The 26173-nt window shown below is 71.3% G+C and carries 17 protein-coding genes; 12 read left to right on the forward strand and 5 right to left on the reverse strand.

Translation table 11 applies throughout. From position 1 onward, the window contains the following. The first annotated feature begins 57 nt into the window (after nucleotides 1-57). The 5 genes from AB0E07_RS23770 to AB0E07_RS23790 all read left to right on the forward strand — a co-directional run bounded on the left by AB0E07_RS23770 (nucleotide 58) and on the right by AB0E07_RS23790 (nucleotide 6776). On the forward strand, nucleotides 58-948 hold the full coding sequence (locus AB0E07_RS23770; RefSeq protein WP_362255546.1) for a xanthine dehydrogenase family protein subunit M: 891 nt from the start codon (nucleotides 58-60) through the stop codon (nucleotides 946-948). After that, nucleotides 948-1535: a (2Fe-2S)-binding protein gene (locus tag AB0E07_RS23775; protein ID WP_362255548.1), complete on the forward strand. Its 588-nt coding sequence runs from the start codon at nucleotides 948-950 to the stop codon at nucleotides 1533-1535. Before AB0E07_RS23770 ends, AB0E07_RS23775 begins: the two co-directional genes overlap by 1 nt. Nucleotides 1536-1537: 2 nt before the next feature. Further along, nucleotides 1538-3931 (forward strand): molybdopterin cofactor-binding domain-containing protein, encoded by a 2394-nt coding sequence (locus tag AB0E07_RS23780; RefSeq protein WP_362255550.1) that lies wholly within the window; start codon nucleotides 1538-1540, stop codon nucleotides 3929-3931. Nucleotides 3932-4117: 186 nt separating this feature from the next. Next, nucleotides 4118-5575 (forward strand): NCS2 family permease, encoded by a 1458-nt coding sequence (locus AB0E07_RS23785; RefSeq protein WP_362255553.1) that lies wholly within the window; start codon nucleotides 4118-4120, stop codon nucleotides 5573-5575. 46 nt (nucleotides 5576-5621) lie between these two features. Beyond that, nucleotides 5622-6776, forward strand: coding sequence for an XdhC/CoxI family protein (locus AB0E07_RS23790; protein ID WP_362255555.1), 1155 nt, complete (start codon nucleotides 5622-5624; stop codon nucleotides 6774-6776). Here the strand turns inward: AB0E07_RS23790 and AB0E07_RS23795 are convergent. The 4 genes from AB0E07_RS23795 to AB0E07_RS23810 all read right to left on the reverse strand — a co-directional run bounded on the left by AB0E07_RS23795 (nucleotide 6728) and on the right by AB0E07_RS23810 (nucleotide 10142). Then, nucleotides 6728-8041 (reverse strand): lanthionine synthetase LanC family protein, encoded by a 1314-nt coding sequence (locus AB0E07_RS23795; RefSeq protein WP_362255558.1) that lies wholly within the window; start codon nucleotides 8039-8041, stop codon nucleotides 6728-6730. The genes AB0E07_RS23790 and AB0E07_RS23795 overlap by 49 nt on opposite strands. A 23-nt stretch (nucleotides 8042-8064) precedes the next feature. Then, entirely contained in the window at nucleotides 8065-8505 is a 441-nt protein-coding gene (locus AB0E07_RS23800) for an SRPBCC family protein (protein WP_362255560.1), read from the reverse strand. Between the two features lie 100 nt (nucleotides 8506-8605). Then, complete coding sequence (locus tag AB0E07_RS23805) at nucleotides 8606-9361, reverse strand: polysaccharide deacetylase family protein (protein ID WP_362255750.1); 756 nt, start codon at nucleotides 9359-9361, stop codon at nucleotides 8606-8608. Nucleotides 9362-9506: 145 nt separating this feature from the next. Continuing rightward, nucleotides 9507-10142: a TetR/AcrR family transcriptional regulator gene (locus tag AB0E07_RS23810; RefSeq protein WP_362255563.1), complete on the reverse strand. Its 636-nt coding sequence runs from the start codon at nucleotides 10140-10142 to the stop codon at nucleotides 9507-9509. A gap of 135 nt (nucleotides 10143-10277) precedes the next feature. Here AB0E07_RS23810 and AB0E07_RS23815 point away from each other — a divergent pair, with 135 nt between their 5' ends. The 5 genes from AB0E07_RS23815 to AB0E07_RS23835 are packed head-to-tail and all read left to right on the forward strand — an operon-like array spanning nucleotide 10278 to nucleotide 18102. Beyond that, entirely contained in the window at nucleotides 10278-11423 is a 1146-nt protein-coding gene (locus AB0E07_RS23815; RefSeq protein ID WP_362255566.1) for a VOC family protein, read from the forward strand. Next, nucleotides 11420-12355, forward strand: a complete 936-nt coding sequence (locus AB0E07_RS23820; protein WP_362255568.1) for a fumarylacetoacetate hydrolase family protein — start codon at nucleotides 11420-11422, stop codon at nucleotides 12353-12355. Before AB0E07_RS23815 ends, AB0E07_RS23820 begins: the two co-directional genes overlap by 4 nt. Nucleotides 12356-12378: 23 nt before the next feature. Then, on the forward strand, nucleotides 12379-13971 hold the full coding sequence (locus AB0E07_RS23825; RefSeq protein ID WP_362255571.1) for a bifunctional 3-(3-hydroxy-phenyl)propionate/3-hydroxycinnamic acid hydroxylase: 1593 nt from the start codon (nucleotides 12379-12381) through the stop codon (nucleotides 13969-13971). Next, nucleotides 13968-15944 (forward strand): acetoacetate--CoA ligase, encoded by a 1977-nt coding sequence (locus AB0E07_RS23830; protein WP_362255574.1) that lies wholly within the window; start codon nucleotides 13968-13970, stop codon nucleotides 15942-15944. The genes AB0E07_RS23825 and AB0E07_RS23830 overlap by 4 nt, the downstream gene beginning before the upstream one ends. Before the next feature lie 37 nt (nucleotides 15945-15981). Continuing rightward, complete coding sequence (locus AB0E07_RS23835) at nucleotides 15982-18102, forward strand: SpoIIE family protein phosphatase (RefSeq protein ID WP_362255577.1); 2121 nt, start codon at nucleotides 15982-15984, stop codon at nucleotides 18100-18102. Nucleotides 18103-18114: 12 nt separating this feature from the next. Here AB0E07_RS23835 and AB0E07_RS23840 read toward each other — a convergent pair whose 3' ends face one another. Next, nucleotides 18115-18405 carry a CorA family divalent cation transporter gene (locus AB0E07_RS23840; protein ID WP_362255580.1) on the reverse strand — a complete coding sequence of 97 codons (291 nt, stop codon included), beginning with the start codon at nucleotides 18403-18405 and terminating at the stop codon, nucleotides 18115-18117. Nucleotides 18406-19383: 978 nt separating this feature from the next. Between AB0E07_RS23840 and AB0E07_RS23845 the strand changes: the two genes are divergently transcribed. Next, the gene (locus AB0E07_RS23845) at nucleotides 19384-25428 is read left to right on the forward strand and encodes a DNRLRE domain-containing protein (RefSeq protein WP_362255583.1); all 6045 of its coding nucleotides are present in this window, start codon (nucleotides 19384-19386) and stop codon (nucleotides 25426-25428) included. A gap of 30 nt (nucleotides 25429-25458) precedes the next feature. After that, on the forward strand, nucleotides 25459-25701 hold the full coding sequence (locus tag AB0E07_RS23850; RefSeq protein ID WP_362255586.1) for a hypothetical protein: 243 nt from the start codon (nucleotides 25459-25461) through the stop codon (nucleotides 25699-25701). Nucleotides 25702-26173 lie beyond the last annotated feature (472 nt).

Consider the following 26173-nt stretch of genomic DNA (forward strand, 5'->3'; position numbering starts at 1 on the left):
GCCGCACACGGATTGGCTCAATCTGTACGACTCACGAGACGAAGAAGAGAGCCGGTCATGGACTTCCTTCGCCCCGCCAGCTGGGAGGAGGCGCTCGCCGCGAAGGCAGCGCACCCCACCGCTGTGCCGATTGCGGGTGGCACCGATGTGATGGTCGAGATCAACTTCGACCACCGCCGGCCCGAGTACCTCCTCGACCTCAACCGTGTCGGAGACCTCTACGAGTGGGAGGTCGGCGAGGAGAGCGTACGGCTCGGCGCCTCCGTGCCCTACACGAGGATCATGGAGAACCTCCGCGCCGAACTGCCCGGCCTCGCCCTCGCCTCGCACACGGTCGCCTCCCCGCAGATCCGCAACCGCGGCGGCGTCGGCGGCAACCTCGGCACCGCCTCCCCGGCCGGCGACGCCCACCCCGCGCTGCTCGCGGCGGGCGCCGAGGTCGAGGTCGAGTCGGTGCGCGGCAGCCGCCGTATCCCCATCGACGCCTTCTACACCGGCGTGAAGCGCAACGCGCTCGCCCCCGACGAGCTGATCCGCGCCGTGCACATCGCCAAGGCCGACGGACCCCAGCAGTACTCCAAAGTGGGCACCCGCAACGCCATGGTGATCGCCGTGTGCGCCTTCGGCCTCGCCCTGCACCCGGACACCCGGACGGTGCGCACCGGCATCGGCTCGGCCGCCCCCACGCCGGTACGGGCCAAGGCCGCCGAGGAGTTCCTGAACGCGGCGCTCGACGAGGGCGGCTTCTGGGACAACGGCAAGATCATCACCCCGTCGGTCGCCAAGCAGTTCGCGGACCTGTGCTCCGCCGCCTGCAACCCGATCGACGACGTCCGGGGCACGGCGAGCTACCGCCGCCACGCGGTCGGCATCATGGCCCGCCGCACCCTGACCTGGACCTGGGAGTCCTACCGCGGCTCCGCCGCCCGCTCGGAGGGAGTCGCCTGATGCGTGTCAACTTCACTGTCAACGGACGTCCGCAGGAGGCCGACGACGTGTGGGAGGGCGAGTCCCTGCTGTACGTGCTGCGCGAGCGCCTCGGCCTGCCCGGTTCGAAGAACGCCTGCGAGCAGGGCGAGTGCGGCTCCTGCACGGTCCGCCTCGACGGCGTACCGGTCTGCTCCTGTCTGGTCGCGGCCGGTCAGGTCGAGGGCCGAGAGGTGGTGACCGTCGAGGGGCTCGCGGACTTCGCCAAGCAGCGCGCCGAGCACGGCGGTTGCGCCACCGGCGCGTGCGGCGGCACCTCCCTCGACGAGGCGAAGGGCTGGCAGGCCAAGGGCCAGGACTCGCAGACCGGCGAGGGCACCGAACTCTCGCCCGTCCAGCAGGCGTTCATCGACGCCGGCGCCGTCCAGTGCGGCTTCTGCACCCCCGGACTGCTGGTCGCCGCCGACGAGATGCTGGAGCGCAACCCCAACCCGAGCGACGCGGACATCCGCGAGGCGCTCTCGGGCAACCTGTGCCGCTGCACCGGCTACGAGAAAATCATGAACGCGGTCCGCCTCGCGGCCGCCCGGCAGGCAGAGGCGGTCTGACCATGCCCACCAAGCCCACCAGCGGCGCGCCCACGAAGATCACCCAGGGTTCCCGGACCAAGGGCGGCATCGGCGAGTCCACGCTCCGCCCGGACGGCACCCTCAAGGTCACCGGCGAGTTCGCGTACTCCTCCGACATGTGGCACGAGGACATGCTGTGGGGGCAGATCCTGCGCTCCACGGTCGCCCACGCCGAGATCGTCTCCATCGACACCAGCCAGGCCCTCGCCACCCCGGGGGTCTACGCCGTCCTCACCTACGACGACCTGCCCACCGAGGTGAAGAACTACGGCCTGGAGATCCAGGACACCCCGGTCCTCGCCCACGGCAAGGTGCGCCACCACGGCGAGCCGGTCGCGATCGTCGCCGCCGACCACCCGGAGACCGCCCGCCGCGCCGCCGCGAAGATCCACGTCGAGTACCGCGAACTGCCCGTCATCACCGACGAGGCGTCCGCGACCGCGCCCGACGCGATCCTGGTCCACGAGGGCCGCGACGACCACCACAGCGGCCATGTCCCGCACCCCAACATCGTCCACCGCCAGCCGATCGTCCGCGGCGACGCCGCAGAGGCCGCGCAGCGGGCCGACGTCATCGTCCGCGGCGAGTACACCTTCGGCATGCAGGACCAGGCCTTCCTCGGCCCGGAGTCCGGGCTCGCGGTGCCCGAGGAGGACGGCGGCGTCCACCTCTACATCGCCACCCAGTGGCTCCACTCCGACCTGCGCCAGATCGCGCCCGTCCTCGGCCTGCCCGAGGAGAAGGTGCGTATGACGCTCTCCGGTGTCGGCGGCGCCTTCGGTGGCCGCGAGGACCTGTCGATGCAGATCCACGCCTGTCTGCTGGCGCTGCGCACCGGCAAGCCCGTCAAGATCGTCTACAACCGCTTCGAGTCCTTCTTCGGGCACGTCCACCGCCACCCGGCCAAGCTCTACTACGAGCACGGCGCCACCAGGGACGGCAAGCTCACCCACCTCAAGTGCCGGATCGTGCTGGACGGCGGCGCCTACGCCTCCGCCTCCCCGGCCGTCGTCGGCAACGCCTCCTCGCTCTCCGTCGGCCCGTACGTCGTCGAGGACGTCGACATCGAGGCCATCGCCCTCTACACCAACAACCCGCCCTGCGGCGCCATGCGCGGCTTCGGCGCGGTCCAGGCCTGCTTCGCCTACGAGGCGCAGATGGACAAGCTGGCCAAGGAACTCGGCATGGACCCGGTGGAGTTCCGGCAGCTCAACGCCATGGAACAGGGCACGCTCCTGCCGACCGGCCAGCGGGTCGACTCGCCGGCCCCGGTCGCCGAACTGCTGCGCCGCGTCAAGGCGATGCCGCTGCCGCCGGAGCGCCAGTGGGAGTCCAGCGAGGGCGCCGACGTACGGCAGCTGCCGGGCGGTCTGTCCAACACCACCCACGGCGAGGGCGTGGTGCGCGGCATCGGCTACGCCGTCGGCATCAAGAACGTCGGCTTCTCCGAGGGCTTCGACGACTACTCCACCGCCAAGGTCCGCATGGAGGTCATCGGCGGTGAGCCCGTCGCGACCGTGCACACCGCGATGGCCGAGGTCGGCCAGGGCGGCGTCACCGTCCACGCGCAGATCGCCCGCACCGAGCTGGGCGTCACCCAGGTGACCATCCACCCGGCCGACACCCAGGTGGGCAGCGCCGGTTCGACCTCCGCCTCCCGGCAGACGTACGTCACCGGCGGCGCCGTGAAGAACGCCTGCGAACTGGTCCGGGAGAAGGTCCTGGAGATCGGGCGCCGCAAGTTCGGCTCCTACCACCCCGCCTGGGCCACCGCCGAACTCCTGCTGGAGGGCGGCAAGGTCGTCACCGACGGCGGCGAGGTCCTGGCCGGCCTGACGGACGTGCTGGAGGGCGAGAGCGTCGAGGTCGAGGAGGAGTGGCGGCACCGGCCGACCGAGGCCTTCGACCTGCGCACCGGCCAGGGCAACGGCCACGTCCAGTACTCCTTCGCCGCGCACCGCGCCGTGGTGGAGGTGGACACCGAGCTGGGCCTGGTCAAGGTGATCGAACTGGCCTGCGCCCAGGACGTCGGCAAGGCGCTCAACCCGCTCTCCGTCGTCGGGCAGATCCAGGGCGGCACCACCCAGGGTCTCGGCGTCGCGGTGATGGAGGAGATCATCGTCGACCCCAAGACGGCGAAGGTGAAGAACCCCTCCTTCACGGACTACCTGATCCCCACGATCCTCGACACACCGACCATCCCCGTCGATGTGCTCGAACTCGCCGACGACCACGCCCCGTACGGGCTGCGCGGCATCGGCGAGGCACCCACCCTGTCCTCGACCCCGGCCGTCCTCGCGGCGATCCGGAACGCGACGGGGCTGGAGCTCGACCGGACGCCGGTACGGCCGGAACACCTCACCGGTACGGCGTAGGGAAACACCGCAAGTCTCTCCGGGCGGCGCCGGGAACGTCACACTTCGCCGCGCCGCCCGGAGGATCCAGTTCGTTCGTCTCGGGCCGTCCCCCGGGTCGTGCGGCCGAAGCACCTTCCCAAATCCCGCAGCCGCGAAGGCGGTTGTCGATGCGGGTGCCCCTTTGAACCTTGGGAGTAGGCCCACATGACCCAGCAGTCACTGGAGCCGAGGACCGTCGCCGAAGACGCGGGCACAGGCTCACGCGTCCCGGCCGGACGGTCCTGGCTGGACCGGTACTTTCACATCACCAGGAGAGACTCCTCGCTCGCGCGCGAAGTGCGCGGCGGCGTCACCACCTTCATGGCGATGGCGTACATCCTTCTGCTCAACCCCCTGATCCTGTCCGGCAAGGACGTCGCCGGGAACACCCTCGGCCAGCAGGCCCTGATCACCGCGACCGCGTTCGCGGCGGCCCTCAGCACACTGCTGATGGGCTTCTTCGGCAAGGTGCCGCTGGCCCTCGCCGCCGGCCTGTCCGTCTCCGGCGTCCTCGCCTCGCAGGTCGCCCCGCAGATGACCTGGCCGCAGGCCATGGGCATGTGCGTGATGTACGGCGTGGTCATCATGCTGCTGGTCGTCACCGGCCTGCGCGAGTTGATCATGAACGCGATCCCGCTGGCCCTCAAGCACGCGATCACCATGGGCATCGGACTCTTCGTCGCCCTGATCGGCTTCTCCAAGGCGGGCTTCGTCCACCAGGGCGAGTCCACCCCGCTCACCCTCGGCCCGGCGGGCGAACTCGCGGGCTGGCCGGTGCTGTTGTTCGCCCTGACCCTGCTGGCGATCTTCATGCTGCAGGCGCGGGGCGTCCCCGGCGCGATCCTGATCGGCATCGTCGGCGGCACCGTGCTGGCCGTCGTCCTCAACGCCGTGGACGCGGTCGACCCGAAGCAGTGGGCCGGCGGCGCTCCCGAACTGCACGGCAGCGCGGTCTCCATGCCGGACTTCTCCCTCTTCGGCGACGTCGAGTTCGGCGGCTGGGGCGAGGTCGGCGCGATGACGGTCGGAATGATCGTCTTCACCCTGGTCCTCGCCGGGTTCTTCGACGCGATGGCCACCATCATCGGCGTCGGTACCGAGGCGAAGCTCGCCGACGACAAGGGCCGGATGCCGGGCCTGTCCAAGGCGCTGTTCATCGACGGCGCGGGCGGCGCGATCGGCGGCGTCTCCGGCGCCTCCGGCCAGACCGTGTTCGTGGAGTCCGCGACCGGCGTCGGCGAGGGAGCCCGCACCGGCCTCTCCTCGGTCGTCACCGGCCTGTTCTTCGCCGCCTGTCTGTTCTTCACCCCGCTCACGGCGATCGTGCCCGGCGAGGTCGCGGCCGCGGCCCTCGTCGTCATCGGCGCCATGATGATGATGAACGCCCGGCACGTGGACTGGGCCGACCGCGCCACGGCGATCCCGGTCTTCCTGACCGTGGTGGTCATGCCGTTCACGTACTCCATCACCGCGGGTGTCGCCGCCGGCGTCATCTCGTACGTCGCCATCAAGACCGCGCAGGGCAGGCTCCGGGAGATCGGGGCGTTCATGTGGGCCCTGACCGCGATCTTCGTGGTGTTCTTCGCCCTCAACCCGATCGAGAGCTGGCTCGGCGTGCACTAGCCGCAGCCCCGAGCCCTCCGCACCAACACCTGAAGGAGACCGAGAGATGCTGGACATCGCCGAGGAACTCAACCGGTGGGTCGAGCAGGGGCGTGACTTCGCCGTCGCCACCGTCGTCGCCGTCGGCGGCAGCGCGCCCCGACAGCCCGGCGCGGCCCTCGCCGTGGACGGCGAGGGCACGGCGATCGGCTCGGTCTCCGGCGGCTGCGTGGAGGGCGCCGTCTACGAGCTGTGCCGACAGGCCCTCCAGGACGGCGAAACCGTCCTGGAGCGCTTCGGCTACAGCGACGAGGACGCCTTCGCCGTGGGCCTGACCTGCGGCGGCATCATCGACATCCTCGTCACACCGGTACGGGCCGACGACCCGGCCCGCCCGGTGGTCACCGCCGCCCTGGCCGCCGCCGCACGGGGGGAGGCGGCGGCCCTGGCCCGGATCGTCTCCGGTCCGGCCGAACTCATGGGCCGCGCCCTGCTGGTGCGCTCCGACGGCGCCGGGCACGAGGGCGGCCTCGGCGGCCATCCCGCACTGGACCGCACGGTCGCGGCCGAGGCCGCCGCCCTGCTGGACGCCGGCCGCACCGGCACCCTGGAGATCGGCGAGCAGGGCTCGCGCTGCGGCAGCCCGCTGACGGTGCTGGTGGAGTCCTCCGTGCCGCCGCCCCGGATGATCGTCTTCGGCGCGATCGACTTCGCGTCGGCGCTGGTACGGGTCGGCAAGTTCCTCGGCCACCATGTGACGGTCTGCGACGCGCGGCCCGTCTTCGCGACCAGGGCCCGCTTTCCCGAGGCCGACGAGATCGTCGTCGACTGGCCGCACCGCTACCTGGAGCGCACCCGCGTCGACGCCCGCACCGTCCTGTGCGTCCTCACCCACGACGCCAAGTTCGACGTACCCCTGCTGCGGCTCGCCCTGCGCCTGCCGGTCGCCTACGTCGGCGCGATGGGCTCGCGCCGCACCCACCTCGACCGCAACGAACGGCTGCGCGAGGTGGGCGTCACCGAACTCGAACTGGCCCGGCTGCGCTCCCCGATCGGCCTCGACCTCGGCGCCCGTACGCCCGAGGAGACGGCCCTGTCGATCGCGGCCGAGATCGTCGCCGCCCGGCGCGGTGGCAGCGGGGTCTCACTGACCGGCGCGCACACGCCGATCCATCACGACACCAGCGCCGCACCGGCCGGCCGGATCGGCTCGGTGGCCTGAGGGACACCCCGGCGCACCGGGGGCTGGTCGGGCCAGCCCGCCGCGTAGTCCGGGGCGCCGCCCCGGCTCAGCCGTACGAAGCGCAGCAGCTCCCGCACGATGCCCGCGTTGCCCATCGCCCAGCCGGTCTCCGGCTCCAGGCCGCTGGGGACGGCCCGGTGCTCCACGTTCGACCAGCGGGCGCCGTCCGCACCCCGGATGGCGCGCCCGGCGAGGTCCGCCACCAGCACCCCGGCGAAGTCCGGGGAGTCGCCCTGCTCGGCGATCCGGTCGCAGGCCAGCGCCAGCACGCCCGCCGTGCCGCAGCAGCGGCCGTTGTTGTCCCAGAAGCCCGGACTGGTCCGCTCCGGGAGCCCGGAGAGGGTGACCGTGTGCCAGCAGCGGTCGGCCAGCGCCGACCAGGCCGAGTCGTCCAGCGCGTCGCGCAGCAGCCGGAAGACCTGCGCGTCACCGGACGGACCGTGGCACCAGCCGTAGTTGTGCCGGGCGGTCAGCTCGGCGCGGTGCGGCGGATCGGAGTGCGGGACCAGGAAGCCCTCGGGACCGGCCTCGTCGCGCGCGACGACGTCCGCGGCGCCCGCCAGGGCCAGTTCGACCAGGTCCGCGCGGTCGGCCGCGGTTCCGATCACGGCCAGCGCGGGCACCACCCCGAGCGTGCCGTGCGAGATGTGGTGCATCCGCCCGGCGATTCCGGGCCGGTACGGCCACTGCACCCCGGCGGCGGTGCGCTCCGCCGCGCCGAGGTACGGCTCCACCGCCCGTACGGCGAACTCGGTGTCGCCGAGCGCCAGCGCGCCGAGGCCGATGCCCGCGTTGCCGCCCATCAGCTCGAACAGCTCGCCCCAGCGCGTCCCGTCGAACCGGGAGCGCACCCGTGCCATCGCGCGGTCCGCGGCGGCTCCGGCTGCCTCGTCGCCCAGTTCGTCGCGGACGGCGCGCAGTGCGAGCGCCATCCCGGTGAGGCCGAAGTACAGGGAGCTGTCCTCGGTCTCCTCCGCCATCACCGCCAGGCCGCGCGCGGCGCGCACGGCGGCGTCGGCGTACGTGTCGTCGCCGCCGGTCCGCCACGCCTCCAGCAGGGCCGGGACGATGCCGGCCGTCCCGTTGTAGAACATCGGGTCGCACTCCGGGTCCGAGGGCCTTACGGGCCAGCCCAGGCCGCCCTCCCCGACCTCCCGCGCCTGTGCGAGCAGCCAGCGCAGCGCTTCCGCCGCGAGCTCCTCGACCTCCTCAACTGCCGTCCCCACAGCATTACTTGAGATCATGGGGTCAGTCTGTCAGGCCGCCCTCAAGGCCGGCGCAGCAGGCTGTTGACGGCCCGTCCGAACACATGCCGGGACGTGGCCGCGAGGGGCCGGTCGAACGCCCCCGGCACCCCGCGCACCCGGAGTTCCTCGCGCCACAGCACCCGGGCCCGTCCGCCGGGGCCGGGCCGCACCTCGATCTCGGCCCAGCCCAGCACCACGCGGCCCCGCTTCTCCAGCCGGCACAGCCCGGGGGTGTCGTCCGTGGGAGGCCGCCACACGGTGACCTCCATCCGGTCGTCGAAGGCGAACGGGCCGAGGCCCGAGCGCGCCACGAAGACCGTGCCCTCCCGGTTGGGGCCGGGGGTGAGCACGGTGACCCGGGTCAGCGGGACGACCTCCCCGTGGCGGGGCCACTCGGTGAGGCGGCGCCAGGCCTCCTCGGGGGAGAGGGGCGCCGTGCGTTCGAGCCGGAAGTTCACCACCCGACGATCTTAGGGCGTGTGGTGAAAGTCCCGTCGTACACTCCTCAGTCACTTGACCCCGCACCCGGTCGGCACGGTGGCGTAGGCGGGCCGTCGACGCTCAGGGCCGGTAGACCTCCCCGGGCTCGGCCCGTCCCGGGGCGAGCAGTTGAGGCACCGTCACGAACACGAACCCCCGCTTCTTCAGCTCCTCTATGATCCCGGGCACCGCGGGCACGGTGCCCCGGTAGATGTCGTGCAGCAGGATGATCCCGTCCCGTTCGGACTGGTCGAGGACGCGCTGCTCGATGAGCGCCGAGTCGTTGGTCTTGTAGTCCTTGGCCGTCACGCTCCACAGCACCTCGGCGAGCCCCAGTTCGCGGCAGATCTCGTGCACGGTGTCGTCGGTGCGGCCCTGCGGCGGGCGCATCAGGGTCGGGCGGCGCCCGGTCAGGCGCTCTATCTCCTCGTTCGGGCGGCGCAACTCCTCGCGTATCTCGTCCGGTTCGAGATCGGTGAGGATCTTGTGGTCCCAGGTGTGGCTGGCCACCTCGTGCCCTTCGTCGGCCATGCGTTTCACCAGCTCCGGGTACTTCTCGATATGCCGTGCGCCGAGGAGGAAGAAGGTCGCCGGGACCTGCTCCTCCTTCAGGATGTCCAGCAGCCGCGGCGAGTTCTCGCTGGGGCCGGCGTCGAAGGTCAGCGCGATGCACTTCACCTCGCGGCAGTCGACGGTCCCGGCGCGGGCCTGGACGCCGGTGCTCGCCTCCGCGCGGACGTCGGCGGGCGAGGTGGTGTCCAGGTGCGTGCAGCCGGTGAGCGCCGCGGTGGCGGACAGGGTCATGGCGGCGAGGAACGCGGCCCCCGTTTTCTTCATCTTCTTGGTCGGAGAAGGCATGCCGCGACTATACGTCGCGTGTATACACCGGGTTTATAGTGGGTCGGAGGGTCGGACGCCGGGCGCCTCCCGGACCGGGTCAGGTCGGGTCAGGTCGGGTCGGGTCAGGCCAGGCCGCGTCGGGTCAGGTCAGGTCGGGCAAGGGGCGGCGGGCTACCTCGTGGGCCTCCGCGGGAGGCACGCCCAGCATGCGCAGGGCCAGTTCGGCCAAAGCCGAACTGGCCTCGTCGCCGTCCAGGTCGGGGCGGGCGAAGCGCAGTTCGATCAGGGAGAGCAGGGTGCCGCCCAGCGCGGTGAGCGCGGCCGTCGGATCGACCGCGGTGAAGCGGCCGGAGTCGACCCCGACCGCCACGTCGCGCAGCGCCCGCCGGGCCAGGCCGTTGTCCGAGTGGATGCGGGCCAGCCCGCGGCGCCGCAGGATCTGCATCAGCTCCGGGTGCGAGTCGGCCATGCGCGCGCTGTACCGGAAGCCGGCGGCGACCAGCTCCGCCGGGTCGTCGATCCCCCTGAGCCGCTCGTCGAAGGTCCGGCCGAACTCCTCCAGCGCGTCCACCACCGCCGCCTCGAACAGCTCCGTCTTGGAGTCGAAGTGGTTGTAGAAGGACCCGAAGCCGACGTCGGCGCGCTCGGCGATGGCCTGGATGCTGACGCCGGTCTCCCCGGTCTCGGCGAGGATCTGCCGGGCGGCGCGGATCAGCGCCCCCCGCGTCTCGGCGCGACGCCGCTCGAACCGGTTGCTGGGCGGGGCTGACGTAGGCATGGAGCAGAGTCTAGCCGTGCCGGAGACCCCGATCACAATTCTGATGGTTTCATCATTTCGCGCCGCGCACACCTTGACGAGGGATTCATCGAACTTGATGATTTCCTCAACAAGCGATGCCGCTCGGAGGGCACCATGTCTGAAACCCGCGTCCACGGGGCCGACGCCAGGACGGCCCATCAGGACCTCCACAGCGAGCAGGGCGCCCTGCGCGGCGAACACCCGGGCCGCTCCCGGAACCCCGTGATCAAGGTGACCGACCTGGCCTGGCTGGAGTTCGAGAAGCCGGACCTGGACCGCGCCGAGGTCTTCGCCCACGACTTCGGCTTCGCCACCGCCGCCCGCACCGAACGCGAGCTGTGGCTGCGGGGCACCTTCGCCGGACCGCCCTGCGTGGTGATCCGGCGCGGCCGCGCCTCCCGCTTCGTCGGGCCGGCCTTCCGCGCCGCCGAGCGCGCCGACCTCGACCGGCTGGCCCGCGCCACCGGCACCTCCGTGCGCGAGTCCGACGTGCCGGGCGGCGGCCGGGCCGTCGCCCTGCTCGACCCCTCCGGCCTCCCGGTCAAGGTCGTGCACTGCGCCGGCCCGCTGCCCGCGCTGCCCGGACAGCGGCCGCTGCTCCTCAACCGGGGCATCCGCAGCCCCCGGGTCAACGCCCCGCAGCGCCCGCCCCGCGAGCCGTCCCGGATCCAGCGCCTGGGCCATGTCGTCCTGGAGACACGGGTGTTCGCCCGCACCCTGGACTGGTACCTGGACACCCTCGGGATGATCGTGTCCGACTTCCTCTTCCTGGACGGACAGCGCGGCCGAGGCCCGACCATGGCCTTCGTCCGCTGCGACCTGGGCCCGGTCCCGGCCGACCACCACACGCTCGCCCTGCACCTGGGCCCGGGCACCGGCTACGTCCACTCCGCCTACCAGGTCACCGACCTGGACGCCATCGCCGCCGGCGGGGAGTACCTCAAGGAGCGCGGCCACCGCCGCAGTTGGGGCATCGGCCGGCACATCCAGGGCAGCCAGCTCTTCGACTACTGGCGTGACCCCGACCGCCTCATGGTGGAGCACTTCGCCGACGGCGACCTGTTCTCCGAGGACACCGAGCCCGGCTGGGCGCCCATGTCCAGCAGCGGACTCGCCCAGTGGGGCCCGCCCGCCACCCGGGACTTCCTCGGCGCCACCCCGTCCCCCGCCAAACTCCGCGAGGTGCTGCACGCCCTGCGCGGCGACAACGAACTCGACCCCGCCCGTCTGCTGGGCCTGCTGAAGGCAGTGAACTCATGAGCACCAACGTCCTGCGCACCGCCGACGGCTGGTGGGCCGTACGCGGCGAACGCGCCGTCCCCGTCGACACCAAGGCCGTCACCACCGCCGAACTGATCGACGACCGGGCCGCCGTCCGGCGGGCCGCCCGCTCGGACGAACCCGGCACACCCGTCGCCGACCTCGCCGCGCTGTCCCCGGTCACCACCCCCTGCCGGGTGGTCGCCCAGATGGTCAACTACCGCAGCCACGCCCGCGACTCGGGCTTCACCGGAGACATCCCGCCCGCGTTCTTCCGCAAGGCGTCCGGCTCCGTCAGCGGCCCCGGCGAGCCCGTCGTGCGCCCCGCCCATGTGACGCTCCTCGACTACGAGATCGAACTCGGCCTCGTCATGGGCGCGCCCCTGCCCGTCGGCACGGTCGTCGAGGAACGGGACCTGCCCTCACACGTCGCCGGGCTCGTCGTCACCAACGACATCAGCGCCCGCGACATCCAGCTGACCAGGACCCAGTTCTACGAGAGCAAGTCGTACCCCACCTTCACGCCCACCGGGCCCTACCTCGCCCTGCTGGAGCCGGAGGACTTCGCGTTCCTGCCCGACCTCCGGCTGCGGCTGAGCGTCAACGGCGAGGTGCGTCAGGACCGCACCCTCACCGACATGATCGTCCGCCCGGCCCGGGCCCTGACCCTGCTGGCCCGCTTCCAGACCCTGGACGCCGGTGACCTGCTGCTGACCGGAACCCCCGGCGGCACGGCGCTCAAGGCCCCGCCCAAGGCGATCGAGAAGATCGGCGCGCTGCTGCCGCCCGCGGTGAAGTGGCGGACGTTCTTCAAGAGCCAGGCCAGGAACCCCCGTTACCTGAGCGCGGGGGACGTGATCACGGCGACGATCACCACCCCCGACGGCCGGATCGACCTCGGCGAGCAGCGTACGCCCGTCGTGGACGCGTAACCGAACCACGAAAAGAGCCGCAGATGAAGGTCGAGCACGACTCGACGGACGTACCCGTGGTGATCGTCGGCGCCGGCCCGGTGGGCGTGCTGGCCGCCCTCCTCCTCGCCCGGCGCGGCGTCCGCAGCGTCGTCCTGGAACGCCACCGGGACGTCTACCCCCTCCCGCGGGCCCTCGTCGTCGACGACGAGGTGCGCCGCATCCTCCAGTCCGCGGGCATCGGCGAGGAGTTCGCCGCCCTCGCCCGCCCCGGCAACGGGCTGCGCCTGCTGGACTCCCGGCACCGGGTGATGGCCGAGTTCCGCCGCGCCGGACAGGGACCGCACGGCTACCCGCAGACCAACATGTTCGAACAGCCGGAACTGGAAAGGCTGTTGCGCGCCGCCCTGGCCCGGTTCCCGGAGTGCGCACTCGTCACCGGTGCCGAGGTCACCGCGGTCGGCCCGGACACCGGGGGACCGGTGCGGGTGACGTACCGCGACGAGTACGGGGACCACCTGCTGCGGGCCGAGGCGGTCCTCGGCTGCGACGGAGCCAACAGCCTGACCCGGCAAGCCGTCGGGGCGGTCTGGGAGGACCTGCGCTTCGAGGAGCGCTGGACCGTCGTCGACGTCCGCACGCCGGCCGCGGTCCGCTGCTGGGAGGGCGTCGACCAGGTCTGCGACCCCCGGCGCCCGGCGACCTTCATGCGGGTCGGCGAGGACCGCTACCGCTGGGAGTTCCGGCTGCGGGACGGCGAACGGCGGGCCCCGGTCCGTGAACTGGCCGCACCCTGGCTGCCGCCCTCGTACGACGGGGACTTCGAGGTCGTCCGTGAGGCGGAGTACACCTTCCGGGCCCGCATCGCCGACCGGTGGCGCGCCGGGCGCGTCTTCCTGCTCGGCGACGCCGCCCACCTCACACCCCCGTTCATCGGACAGGGACTGTGCGCGGGACTGCGCGACGCCCACAACCTCACCTGGAAGCTGGCCCGGGTGCTGCGCCAGGGCGGCGGGGAGGGGCTGCTGGACACCTACGAGGGCGAACGCCGCCCGCACGCACGGCGGATGATCCGGCTCGCGGTCGCCCTGGGCTGGGCCATGACCGGCGGCCAGGACGGTGCCGCCGCCCTGCGCCGAGGCCTGCTCTCCGCCGCCGTCCGCACCCCCGGCCTGAGCCGGTCCCTCGCCCGCGACCTCGGCCCGGCCCTCACCGCCGGACCGCTGGTGCGGCGCCACGGGCGGCGCGGACTGGCCGGCACCCACTGCCCGCAGCCCTGGGTCACCGCCGGCGGGCGGCGGGTGCGCCTGGACGAGACGCTCGGCGACGCCTTCACCGTGCTCACCGCCGGCGAACCCCCGCCCGCGCTGACCGCGCTCGCCGCCGGCCTCGGCGCCCGGACGGTCGGCGCCGCCGGCCTCGGCGACGACGGCACCCTCACCGCCTGGCTGCGCGCCGGCCGGGCCGACGCCGTCCTGCTGCGCCCCGACCGGATCGTCCTGGACGTCGTGCCCGCCCGCGGCCGCGACTTCACCGCCACCGCCGACTGGGCGGCCCTGCTGCACACCGCCCGAACCCCCCTTCCCGCCCCCACCCCGACCGCCCGGGACACCCTGCTGAGGAGCGCCGCACCATGACCGGCCCCCACCCCTTCGCCACCCCCGACCCCCGCAGCGCGGCCGGCAGCCGCATCGCGGACTTCGCCCGCCGCGCCGGCCTGGACGGCACCGACTACGCGGCCCTGCACCACTGGTCCGTCACCGAACTGGAGGCGTTCTGGGGCGCGGTGTGGGAGTACTTCGACATCGACGCCGACACCCCCTACGAGCGGGTGCTCGCCGAGGAGCGGATGCCCGGCGCCCGCTGGTTCCCCGGCGCCACCCTCAACTACGCCCACCACGCCCTGCGCGGCCTCGCCGCCGACCGGCCCGCGATCCTCGCCCTGGACGAGACCGGAGCCGGCCACGAGGTGACCGGTCGGGAACTGCGCGCCCGGGTCGCCTCCGTCGCCGCCACCCTGCGCGAGCTCGGCGTCGGCGAGGGCGACCGGGTCGTCGGCTACCTCCCGCACACCCCGCACGCGATCGTCGCCTTCCTCGCCGCCGCCAGCCTCGGCGCGGTGTGGTCGGTGTGCGGGCAGGACTACGCCCCGCGGGCCGCCGCCGACCGCTTCGCGCAGCTCGAACCGACCGTGCTGGTCGCCGCCGACGGCTACCTCTTCAACGGCACCGCGCACGACCGCCGGGCCGCAGCCGTCGAACTCGCCCACGCCCTGCCGACGCTCAAGGCCACCCTGCTGGTGAGCCGGCTGGACCTGCCGTGGCCGTCCGAGGGGCACCCCTGCCTCGCCGTCCCCTGGGAGGACGCCGCCTCCCGGGCCGAGGAGCCCGTCTTCACCCCGGTGCCCTTCGACCACCCGCTGTGGATCGTCTTCTCCTCCGGCACCACCGGCCTGCCCAAGGGCATCGTGCACGGTCACGGCGGGGTGCTGCTGGAACACCTCAAGACCCTCGGCCTGCACTGCGACCTCGGCCCCGGCGACCGCCTGCTCTGGTACACCACCACCCACTGGATGATGTGGAACCTGGTCGCCTCCACCCTGCTCACCGGGGCCACCGCCTGCGCCTACGACGGCAGCCCGGCGCCTCTCGCCCGCCCCGACGTGCTGTGGGAGCTGGCCGCCCGGCACCGGGTGACCGTCTTCGGCACCAGCCCCCAGTACCTGCTCGGCATGGCCAAGTTCGGCATCGACCCCTCGGTGCACGACCTGTCCGCCGTCCGGGTGGTCGGCTGCACCGGCTCCGCCCTGCCCGCCTCCGCCTACCCGTGGGTCCGCGACCACGTCGGCGCGCACGTCCTGCTCGCCTCCATCAGCGGCGGCACCGACGTGGTGTCCGGCTTCGCGGGCAGCGCGCCCACCACCCCCGTCTGGGCGGGCGAGCTGTCCGCGCCCCACCTGGGCGTGGCCCTCGCCGCCCACGACGAGGACGGCGCGCCCCTCGTGGACCGGGTCGGGGAACTGGTCGTCACCCGCCCCATGCCGTCGATGCCGCTGTACTTCTGGAACGACCCCGACGGCAGCCGCTACCGCGAGGCCTACTTCGCCGACCGGCCCGGCGTCTGGCGGCACGGCGACTGGATCACCGTCACCCCGCACGGCTCGGTCATCGTGCACGGGCGCTCCGACAGCACCCTCAACCGCAACGGCGTCCGGCTCGGCAGCGCCGACATCCACGAGGTCGTCGAACGCCTGCCCGAGATCGCCGAGGCCCTGGTCATCGGGGCCGAGGAACCCGACGGCGGCTACTGGATGCCCCTGTTCGTGGTCCCCGCCGAGGGAACGGAGCTGGACGACACCCTCCGTGAGCGGATCCGCGAGGCGATCAGGACCGGCGTCTCGCCCCGGCACGTCCCCGACGAGATCCTCGCCGTCCCCGGCATCCCGCACACCCGCACCGGCAAGAAGCTGGAGGTGCCCGTCAAACGGCTGCTCCAGGGCGCCCCCGCCGAGCAGGTCGTCAGCCCCGCCGCCGTGGACGACCCCGGGCTGATCGAGCACTACGCCCGCCTGGGCGCCGAGCGCCGCGCCCGCGGGGCCGCCGGCGGCTGAGATTCGCACGGCCGCCGTTCGGCGTACCGTCGAGGGTGTGGACCTCACAGCGGACGGTCTGTTGTCCAGCGCCGCGCGACGGCTCGTTCCCCGGGCGGACGAGCTGATCGCCGAGGTGACGCGGCTTCTGCGGCGCGAGGTGCCCGAGCTGTGGAGCACCCCCGAGATCGCCGGGAAGACGGCGTCCAACATCGCCGAGCACATCAACGGCGTCCTCACCGGACTCCGGCACGGCATCGACCCGGCCACCATCGGGCTGCCGCCCACCGACATGGAGCACTCCCGCAGGCTGGCCCGGCACGGTACCGCCGTCACCGCCATCCTGCGGGCCCAGCGGCTCGCCGAGAGCGTGGTCGTCGACGCGATGCTCGCGGAACTGCCCCGGCTGACCGACGACCCGGAGCTGATCAGCGCCACGGCGCGGCGCATGGTCGCCACCGCCACCGCCTACGTCGACCGCTCCTCCGAGCAGGGCGTCGCCGCCTTCCAGGAGGAGCGGGACCGCAGGCTGCGGTGGCGGCTGTCGGTGGTGACCGAGGCCGGACAGCGCATCGGGACCACCCTCGACATCGCCCGTACCACCCAGGAGCTGGCCGACCTCGCCACCGACCGTTTCGCCGACGGTGTCACCGTCGACCTGCTGGACTCGGTGGTCGACGGCACCCCGCCCACGGATCCCCCCGTCCTGCGCCGGATGGCACAGCGGGCATCCGCGGGGGATGTCGAACCGATGATCGAACCCCGGGAGCGGTACCTCTGTCCCCCCGACTCGCCCTCCGCGCACGCCCTGGCCACCGGCCACCCCTCCCGGGACCGCGACGGCACCGGCCTGGTCCTGCCCCTCACCGCCCGCGGCACCACCCTCGGCGTCGCCCGCTTCCTCAGGTACCGCGCCCAGGAGGTCTTCGACGACGAGGACCTCCTGCTCGCCCAGGAGATCGCCGCCCGGGCCGCCGTCGCCGTCGACAACGCCCGCCGCTACACCCACGCCCGCGCCACTGCCCTCAGCCTCCAGCGCAGCCTGCTCCCGCAGGGCACCGCGGACCAGTCCGCCGTGGACGTCGCCACCCGCTACCTGCCGGCGGGCGACCGGGCCGGGGTGGGCGGCGACTGGTACGACGTGATCCCGCTGTCCGGCGCCAGGGTCGCCCTGGTCGTGGGCGACGTGGTCGGCCACGGCATCCACGCCGCCGCCACCATGGGCCGCCTGAGGACCGCGGTCCGTACCATCGCCGACTTCGACCTGCCGCCCGACGAACTCCTCACCCACCTGGACGACGTCGTCATCCGGCTCGCCGCCGAGGCCGCGACCGACCCGGAGGCACCCGCCACCGGCGACCTGGGCGCGACCTGCCTGTACGCCGTCCACGACCCGGTCACGGGCCGCTGCTCGCTCGCCCGCGCCGGACATGTGCCCCCCGCGGTGGTGGCCCCGGACGGCACCGTCGACCTCCTCGACCTCCCGTCCGGCCCGCCCCTCGGCGTGGGCGGGCTGCCCTTCGAGGCGGTCGACGTCGACCTGCCCGAGGGAAGCCTCCTCGCCCTGTACACCAAGGGCCTGGTCGAGGCCCGCGGGCACGACGTCGGGGCCGGCCAGGAACTGCTGCGCGAGGCCCTCGCCCGGCCCGCGGACTCCCTGGAGGAGGCCTGCGACACGGTGCTGCGGACCCTGCTGCCCGAGGACCGGCCGCACGGCGACGTCGCCCTGCTGCTGGCCCGCACCCGCACCCTCGGCGACCGCCAGGTCGCGGCCTGGGACCTGGAGGCCGACCCGGCGGCGGTCTCCCGGGCCCGCGCCAACGCGGCCCGGCAGCTGACCGACTGGGGCCTTGAGGAACTCGACTTCACCACCGAGCTGGTCGTCAGCGAACTCGTCACCAACGCCATCCGCTACGGCCGGCCCCCCATCCGGCTGCGCCTCATCCACGACGGCGCCCTGATGTGCGAGGTCTCCGACGCCGGCAGCACCACACCCCACCTGCGCCGCGCCCAGAACTACGACGAGGGAGGACGCGGCCTGCTGCTGGTCGCCCAGCTCGCCGAGCACTGGGGCACCCGGCACGCCCGGCACGGCAAGACGGTCTGGGCGGAACTCAGCGAGGACGGCCAGGTGCCCCTCCCCGGCCTCGACGACCTCGACGTGGCGTCCCTCATCTAGCCGGACGGGGTCCTACAGCCAGCCCCGCCGCTTGAAGATCACATACAGACCGGTGCAGATGACCCCCATCAGCCCGATGGCGAAGGGATAGCCGAAGGTCCAGGTCAGCTCGGGCATGTTCTCGAAGTTCATGCCGTAGATCGTCCCGACGAGGGTGGGTGCGAACAGGATCGCCGCCCACGACGAGATGCGCTTGAAGTTGTCTACCGCACTGCTGTGACCTGCCGCGATGCGGTCATTCACGTCTCCGACCTGCGCGGATGATTCTTTCAGGGCCTTTCGGGATCGTGCCGTGTTACGCAACCGATTCTCCCCACGCGCTCCCCGGAGCGTCCCGTACTCCCCAGATTCTCCCCAGGGGAGCAGTCAGGTGGCAGGCGTTGACGTGGCCTTGGCTGCTCGTTGGACGGGACGCACCGATCACGCAGCGTGATCGACGGCCGTGGTCGAAGGGCAGGGCGGGAGATGACGATGCACCGACGAAGCGACCATGACCGTACACGGGGCGCAGGCGGCCGCGCGGGTCAGTTGTCCCGGAAGGGACCAGCCGGCGGCGTGACCTGCGATGTCTAGCCGTCGCAGGGGCCCGCCGGTGGCCAGTGCGAGGAGGGTGCACCAGGCTTGGTTGACCTTGAAGTAGAGGGAGGGCATCAGGTCGAGGGAGTGGGCCTTGCCGCGTCGGATGCCAGCTTTGACGTGGGTGTGGGAGCGGGCTCGGGCGTCGGGGAACTGAAGCCCGGCATGATCCCCGTCCGAGACCGCAAGCAGACCACCGGCCCCGTCCTCCTCCTGCCCGGCACGGCCTGGCAGCTCTTTCCTCAACGGCATCAAGCACAGTCCTCCGTATAGGGGTTGCTCTCCCAGTCAGACAGGCACCGTCCCGGGAAATCACGGATGCGTCACAATCCCGGATGGTAGGCGGAGGGGTTGCGGAGGTGAGGCGGCCGTGAGTAAGGGGCGGTTTTGTTCAGATTCGCCGCCCTTGCTTCCATGCTTTAGCCACAGCGAATCGACAGCGGCGAAGTCGGCCGGAGTGGCAACCTCCATCAAGTCAAGAGGTGTTCAAGGATCATAAAGATTCCTTACAGTTCCGACGTCGATTCGAAGGCGGACTCCTCACAGGTTCCTGACTTTTGATCACCGTGCTCGTGGCGCGTTCGGCGCCACGGTGTGATTGCAGGAGTTGTGATGAGACCCAAGGGGAGATGGTTTTTCCCGGTCTCAGGGGGGACGAGAGCTTCTCGCTCTTCCCTGAGGCGTACGACGCTGACGGTTGCCGCCGTGCTGGCGGCTGAGGCCGCGCTGGTGTCGTTGGAGACGGGCGCGGCGTTCGCGGCCGACTCCAGCAGCACCGCGGTGACGGCTGCGTCCGATGAGACGAAGTCAGCTGCCTCGTCGGCGGATTCGGCGGCGGCGGCGCTGTTGATGGCGCGGCTTCAGGACCGGAAGATCGAGGTGTTGTCGGAGCGGTCGGAGACGTCGACCACGTACGCGCTGCCGTCCGGGGAGCTGCAGACGTCGACGTATGCCGGGCCGATCCGGCAGAAGGTCGACGGCAGTTGGAAGGACATCGACACCTCGCTGTCCGACACGGGTGCGTCGCTGGAGCCGGACGTGGCGGCGGCGGACATCGCGGTGTCGGACGGTGGTGACAGCTCGCTGGTGTCGGTGGCCAAGGGGGAGAAGTCCTTCGGTCTGGGGTGGGAGTCGAAGCTGCCGACCCCGTCGGTGAAGGGCGACACGGCTTCGTACGACCTGGGCGACGGCCAGACTCTGACAGTCACCGCGCTGGCGCAGGGCTTCAGCCAGAACGTGGTCCTGGCCGCCAAGCCCGACAGCACTCCGGAGTACCGGATCCCGCTGAATCTGGACGGCCTTACGCTGTCATTGGCCGATTCCGGGCATCTGCTGCTGCAGGACGCGGACGGCAAGCTGGTCGCCGAGGCGCCCGCGCCGATGATGTGGGACTCCTCCAAGGACGACTCCTCTGGCGAGTCCAAGTACCAGGCGAGCGTGACGACGAAGGTCGAGACGGCCGACGACGGTTCGCAGACCCTGGTCCTGTCCCCGGACGCGTCCTACTTCGACCAGGACCTGACCTACCCGGTCACCGTCGACCCCACCTCCACCCTGGCTGTCACGACGGACACCTGGGTGGCCACGAACTACACCGACTCGCAGGTCTCCTCGACCGAGCTGAAGTCGGGTACGTACGACGCCGGGTCCACGGTGGCCCGCTCGTTCCTGAAGTTCGACGTGTCGGCGTTCAAGGGCAAGCACATCACCGACACCAACCTGGCGCTGTACTCGTACTACTCCTCCTCCTGCACAGAGGGCTCGGGCACGGTGGTGCGCCGGATCACCGAGGACTGGGACTCCTCGTCGATCACCTGGTCGACCAAGCCGGCGGGCACCACGACCGGCCAGGTCATCAACACCGCGGCCCTGGGCTACAGCACCTCCTGCCCGGCGGGCACGATGAACTTCGACATCGACACCATCACCCAGGCATGGGCGGACGGGACCGCTAACTACGGTCTGCTGATCCGCGGTGTCACCGAGACGGACTCCTACACCTGGCGCCGGTTCCGCTCCGCGAACTACGTCTCCGGGGACGGTTCGACCGAGCCCCACCTGACGGTGACGTACAACTCCTATCCTTCGACGCCCAGTTCGCTGGCGATCTCGCCGTCCCAGGTCAACGCGTACAACGGCAAGCGGTACGTGACCTCTCTGACGCCGACGCTGTCGGCGAAGGTAACCGACCCGGACGGATCAAGCACCAAGGGCCAGTTCGAGATCACCGCCGACCCGACGTACGCGGACACCACGTACTCCTACACCGATACCAGCTCCTCCGTGTCCTCGGGTGCGACGGCGAAGTTGACGATCCCGTCCGCCTCCGCCCTCCCGGCGGGCACGCATCTGCGCTACCGGGTGCGGGCGTACGACGGCACGGACTACGGCTCCTGGTCGGGCTACACGACGTTCGTGATGAACACGGGCCTCCCAGATGCTCCAACCATCACGTGTGACACATACGAGGAGAACGGCTGGACAGCCCGGGCGGACGAAGCGGTGTCCTGCACCATCGACTCCTCCTCCTCCGATGGTGCCGGCTACTACTGGGGCCTGGACGACTCCTCGCTCCCGAACACGAAGCTGGACACCACCAACGGCACCGGCGGCGACTCGGCCACCGTCTCCATCGACCCGGCGGACGGCTGGCACACGCTGTACGCCCGCACGGTTGACTCCGGAGGCAACCTGTCGACGGCGACCACGAAGCACTCCTTCGGCGTGGGCGCCGACGGCGCAGCCGTCCTGTCCCCGCAGGACGGTGATGACACCGCCCGCCGACTCACCCTGTCCGCCAAGGGCTTGACCACGTACACCGGTGTGACCTGGCAGTACCGGCGCGGCGAGACCGACTCCTGGCACACTGTCCCGGTCGCGGACGTCACCGCCTCCGGCAACGCGGTATCCGCCTGGCCGGTCACCGTCACCAGCGGCACCGCCACCAAGCTCGTCTGGAACACCGTGGGCACCCTCGCCGAGGACGGTGTGATCGAGCTGCGCGCCGCCTTCACCGACGGCACCACCACCGGCCACTCGCAGACCGTCGACGTCACTCTCGACCGGGACGCGGGCACCGCGCCGGGCGCGGCCGTCGGCCCTGGTGAGGTCAACCAGCTCACCGGCGACTACACGATCTCCGCCACGGACGCCTCCGCATTCCAGGCGAGCGTGGAGCGCACCTACTCCTCGCGCGCCAACGACACCGACGACCAGGGCCAGGCCGAGATCTTCGGTTCCGGCTGGACCTCCTCGGTCATCAGCGCAGCGAGCGACTACACGCAGATCCGCAAGACCTCCGACACCTCAGTGGAGCTGCTGAGCGCAGATGGCAGCGCGGTCGCGTTTGCCGCCACGTCGAGCGGTGGCTGGCAGCCGGAGACCGGCGCCGAGTCCCTGACCCTGACGGGCTCGCTCTCCGGCACGAAGTTCACGCTGACCGACACCGACGGCAGCACCACGGTGTTCGAGAAGGCTGCGTCCGCAGCGACGACCTGGACCCTGTCCTCCTCCGCCACAGCGGCCGACGACACCACGATCACCACCGTCTCCGAGACCGTCACCTCCGGCAGCGAGACGCAGGCCCGTCCGAAGTACGTGATCTCCCCGACCGGCGCGGCCACTGCGGCAACCTGCCAGACCGAGCCCACCACCAAGGGCTGCCGGGTTCTGGAATACGTCTACGCGTCCACCACCACCGCCACGTCCTCCTCACCGGGTGACTACGCAGGCCAGGTCAAGGCGATCAAACTGTGGGCCACCACTCCGGGTGCCTCCGCCGCCACCGCCGAGACCGTCACGTCGTACGCATACAACGCGTCCGGCAAGCTCCGCCAGGTCTGGGATCCGCGCATCAGCCCCGCGCTGAAGACGGAGTACACCTACGACTCCGACGGCCGCGTCGCCACCCTCACCGGCCCCGGCCAGCTGCCCTGGACCTTCACCTACGGCGAGGCCGGATCCGCCCTGACCGCGGGCGCGGGCATGCTGCTCAAGGCCACCCGCCCGGCACTCGCCGAGGGCTCGGACAGCACCACGTCCGGCACTGCTGCCACCACCGTCGTCTACGACGTCCCACTGTCCGGAAGCACCGCTCCCTACCAGATGGACACCACCACGGTCACCGGCTGGGCCCAGGACGAAGCACCGACCGACGCCACCGCCGTCTTTCCGGCGGACAGCATCCCAGCGTCCAGCACGGGCAGCGAGCTGACGTCGTCGGCGTACGACCGCGCGACGGTCACCTACATCAACGCGAGCGGCGAGGAGACCAACACCGCCAACCCCGGCGGCTCGATCACCGCGACCGAGTACGACGAGTACGGCAACATCGTCGCCGACCTCACCGCCGCCAACCGTGAGCTGGCGCTCAACGGCTCCGCCGACAAACTGGCCGAACTCGGCCTGACCGACCTGTCCACGGCCGACCGCGCCCAGCGGCTGGCCACCATCTCGGAGTACTCGGCGGACGGCCAGCGCCTCACCGACGAGTACGGCCCGATGCACATCGTCACCCTCGCCAAGGAGCTGACCGGCTCCACCGTCGAGTCCTCCCTCGCGGCGGGCACGCCGATACCCGCCCGCGCCCACACGGCGTACACCTACGACGAGAACCGCTCCTCCGACGCGGCGGTCTCCGGGATGGTGACGTCCGTCGTGACGGGAGCCGCCATCGCCGGGTACGACACGGACGCCGACACCGAGGAGTCCGAAGTCACTTACGACTGGACGACCGGTCAGCAGAAGTCCGCGAGCGGCAGTGAGAACGGCACCGTCGTCACCACCTACGACAACGCCGGCCGGGTGGCCACCACGCGCACCGCGGGCTCGTCCGGCGCGGACGCCGGCACGCTGACGTACACGTACTACAGCGCGTCAGCGAGCGGCACCTGCGCCTCGGCCGCATGGGATGGCCTGCTCTGCAAGACCGCGCCCGCGGCGGCGATCACCGGCGGCGGGACCAACCCCGACGAGACGGTCACCACCGTTTACGCCTATGACCGCTGGGGTCAGATCGCCACTCAGGCGGAGACCACCGAGAGCGTGACCCGCACGACCACCAGCACGGTGGACGCCGCGGGGCGTCTCACCCAGACGGAGGTCACGGGCGGCTCGGGCCAGTCCACTCCGGCCACCACCTACACCTACGACGAGGCCAACGGGCAGCTCGCCACGCAGACCTCAAACGGCCAGACCATCGCGTACGGCTATGACGACCTCGGCCGTCAGACGTCGTACGACGACGGCGCGGGCAACACCAGTATCACCGCGTACGATGCGCTCAACCGGCCGGTGAAGAACACCGACTCGGCACCGTCCACGGTGACCTACTCCTACGGCACCACGGGCACCGTGAAGTCCCTGACCGACTCGGTCGCGGGCACCTTCACCGGCACCTACGACGCCGACGGCACCCTGGTGTCGGAGACCCTGCCGGGCGACTTCACCCTCACTGTCTCCACCGACCCGGCCGGACAGCTGACCGGCCGCGCGTACACGAGGTCGGACGGCACGGTCGTCGCCTCCGACACCGCCGGTTACACCGTCACTGGCCGCCAGGCGGGCCACACCCAGACCGACGGCTCCACCACCCAGACCGACTACACCTACGACAGCAGGGGACGACTCACCCAGGCCGCCGACACCACCGCCACCGGCTGCACCACCCGCGCCTACACCTTCGACGCGAACAGCAACCGCGAGGCGCTGACCACCAGTTCGGATGACTGCGACAGCAGCACCTCCGACGCCACCACGGCCACCACGTCGTACACCTACGACTCGGTCGACCGCCTGGTGAACTCCGGCTACGCCTATGATGCGTTCGGCCGCACCACCACCAGTGGTGACACGACCCTGGCGTACTGGACCAACGACATGGTCGCCTCGGAGACAGTGGGCACCAGCCGCAACACCTGGACCCTGGACGCCGCCGGACGCCTCGCCGTCCAGACCGCCCAGACCCAGACGACCGACGGCACCTGGACCGCTTCCGGTACCACCACCAACCACTACGGCGAAACCTCCGACAGCCCGACATGGACCAAGACCGGTGACACAGTCAGCCGCAACGTCAAAGACTTGACGGGCAGGCTGACCGCCACCACGTCGGCCAGTGGCTCCACCGTCCTACAACTCGCCAACATCCACGGTGATATCACCGTCCAGCAGCCGCTGGACACCACCGAGGCCAGCACCGTCCAGCACTACGACGAGTACGGCGTCGCCCTCGACGGCACCGCCGCGGCCACCTACGGCTCCCTCGGTGGCTACCAGAGGTCGACGCGCACGCTCAGCGGAGTGACGCTCATGGGCGCCCGGCTGTACGACCCCGCGACGGGGCGTTTCCTCAGCGTCGACCCGGTGCGTGGAGGCAACGCCAACGCCTACGGCTATCCCGCAGACCCGGTCAACCGGTACGACCTGGACGGCCGGAAGGTCATCAAGAAGTACAACAAGACCAGCTTTTCGTGCGGCTGGTGGAATTGCACGATGAAGCTGAGCCGGAAGAAGACCGACTGGTTCATGGACATCGTGACCGGCGCGGGCAAGCTCGCGACCGTGACCGGCGCAATCGCGGGGCTCTTCCCCGGTGTCGGCTGGGGCACCGCCGCCCTCATCGCAGTGATTGCCTACGCTTCGTCGGACTTCATTACCTGGTACCTCGGCTACCTGCTGAAGCACTACCCCAGGCGAGGCACGAAGATCGTCAGACCGCACGTCGGGCCCTGGTATGCCTGGCACCAATAGGATTCGCGCCCTCAAACCCACGGAGTGAACATGCAGAGACGACCCATCCTTGCATCGAGGTCGGGCAGACTGGCGCTCGTCTGCCTGCTGGTAGGCGCGGCGCTCCTCTTCTGGGGCCTGTATCAGGCATTTCCGATGCTGTATGAGTTCCACGAGAGCGGCGGAAGGGAACTCGACGCGGGCACCTTCCTCCTCTTTCTGTCCGTCGCGTTGGCCCACAAGCACTACTGGCGATGCGAGCGTCGGGAGGCCGACGACCCGCAGGACAGCTGAGTGACGACAGTTAGCACTTCAGGTCCTTGCCCGCCGCCCGCGGTCGGCTAGCCTGACCTGGTAGAAGGGGCCGTCAGTTTGCTGGCGGCCCCATTTCACTGAACGAGGGGCAGGAACATGTTCCTGCCCCGGTAAACATGGCTTCGGGGACAATGAATGGAGCAGCCGTCCGGACGGACGGCAAGTCGGCGACTTGACCGATGTCCAGCGGATCCAGCCTCACCAAGGCCGACGGGATGAGAGAGGATACAGCGGCAGGCACGGGCCACTTCATGATCGTTGAGCTTCGACACCCCAATGATCACGAAGCCCGTTGCTCTGCTACGCACCCCAACCGGTCACGGACCGACCAACCGTCCGCCCCCGGAACTCGCTCAAGCCCCGGTTCGCTCGGTGGGCGTACGTCCGAGGTCCTATGCTGGCTCGCCCTCCTGCTCATCCGCATCATCGAGACCCAGGCCAGCACGACCTG

The organism is Streptomyces sp. NPDC048002 (genome assembly GCF_040653275.1).
Classification (GTDB): domain Bacteria; phylum Actinomycetota; class Actinomycetes; order Streptomycetales; family Streptomycetaceae; genus Streptomyces.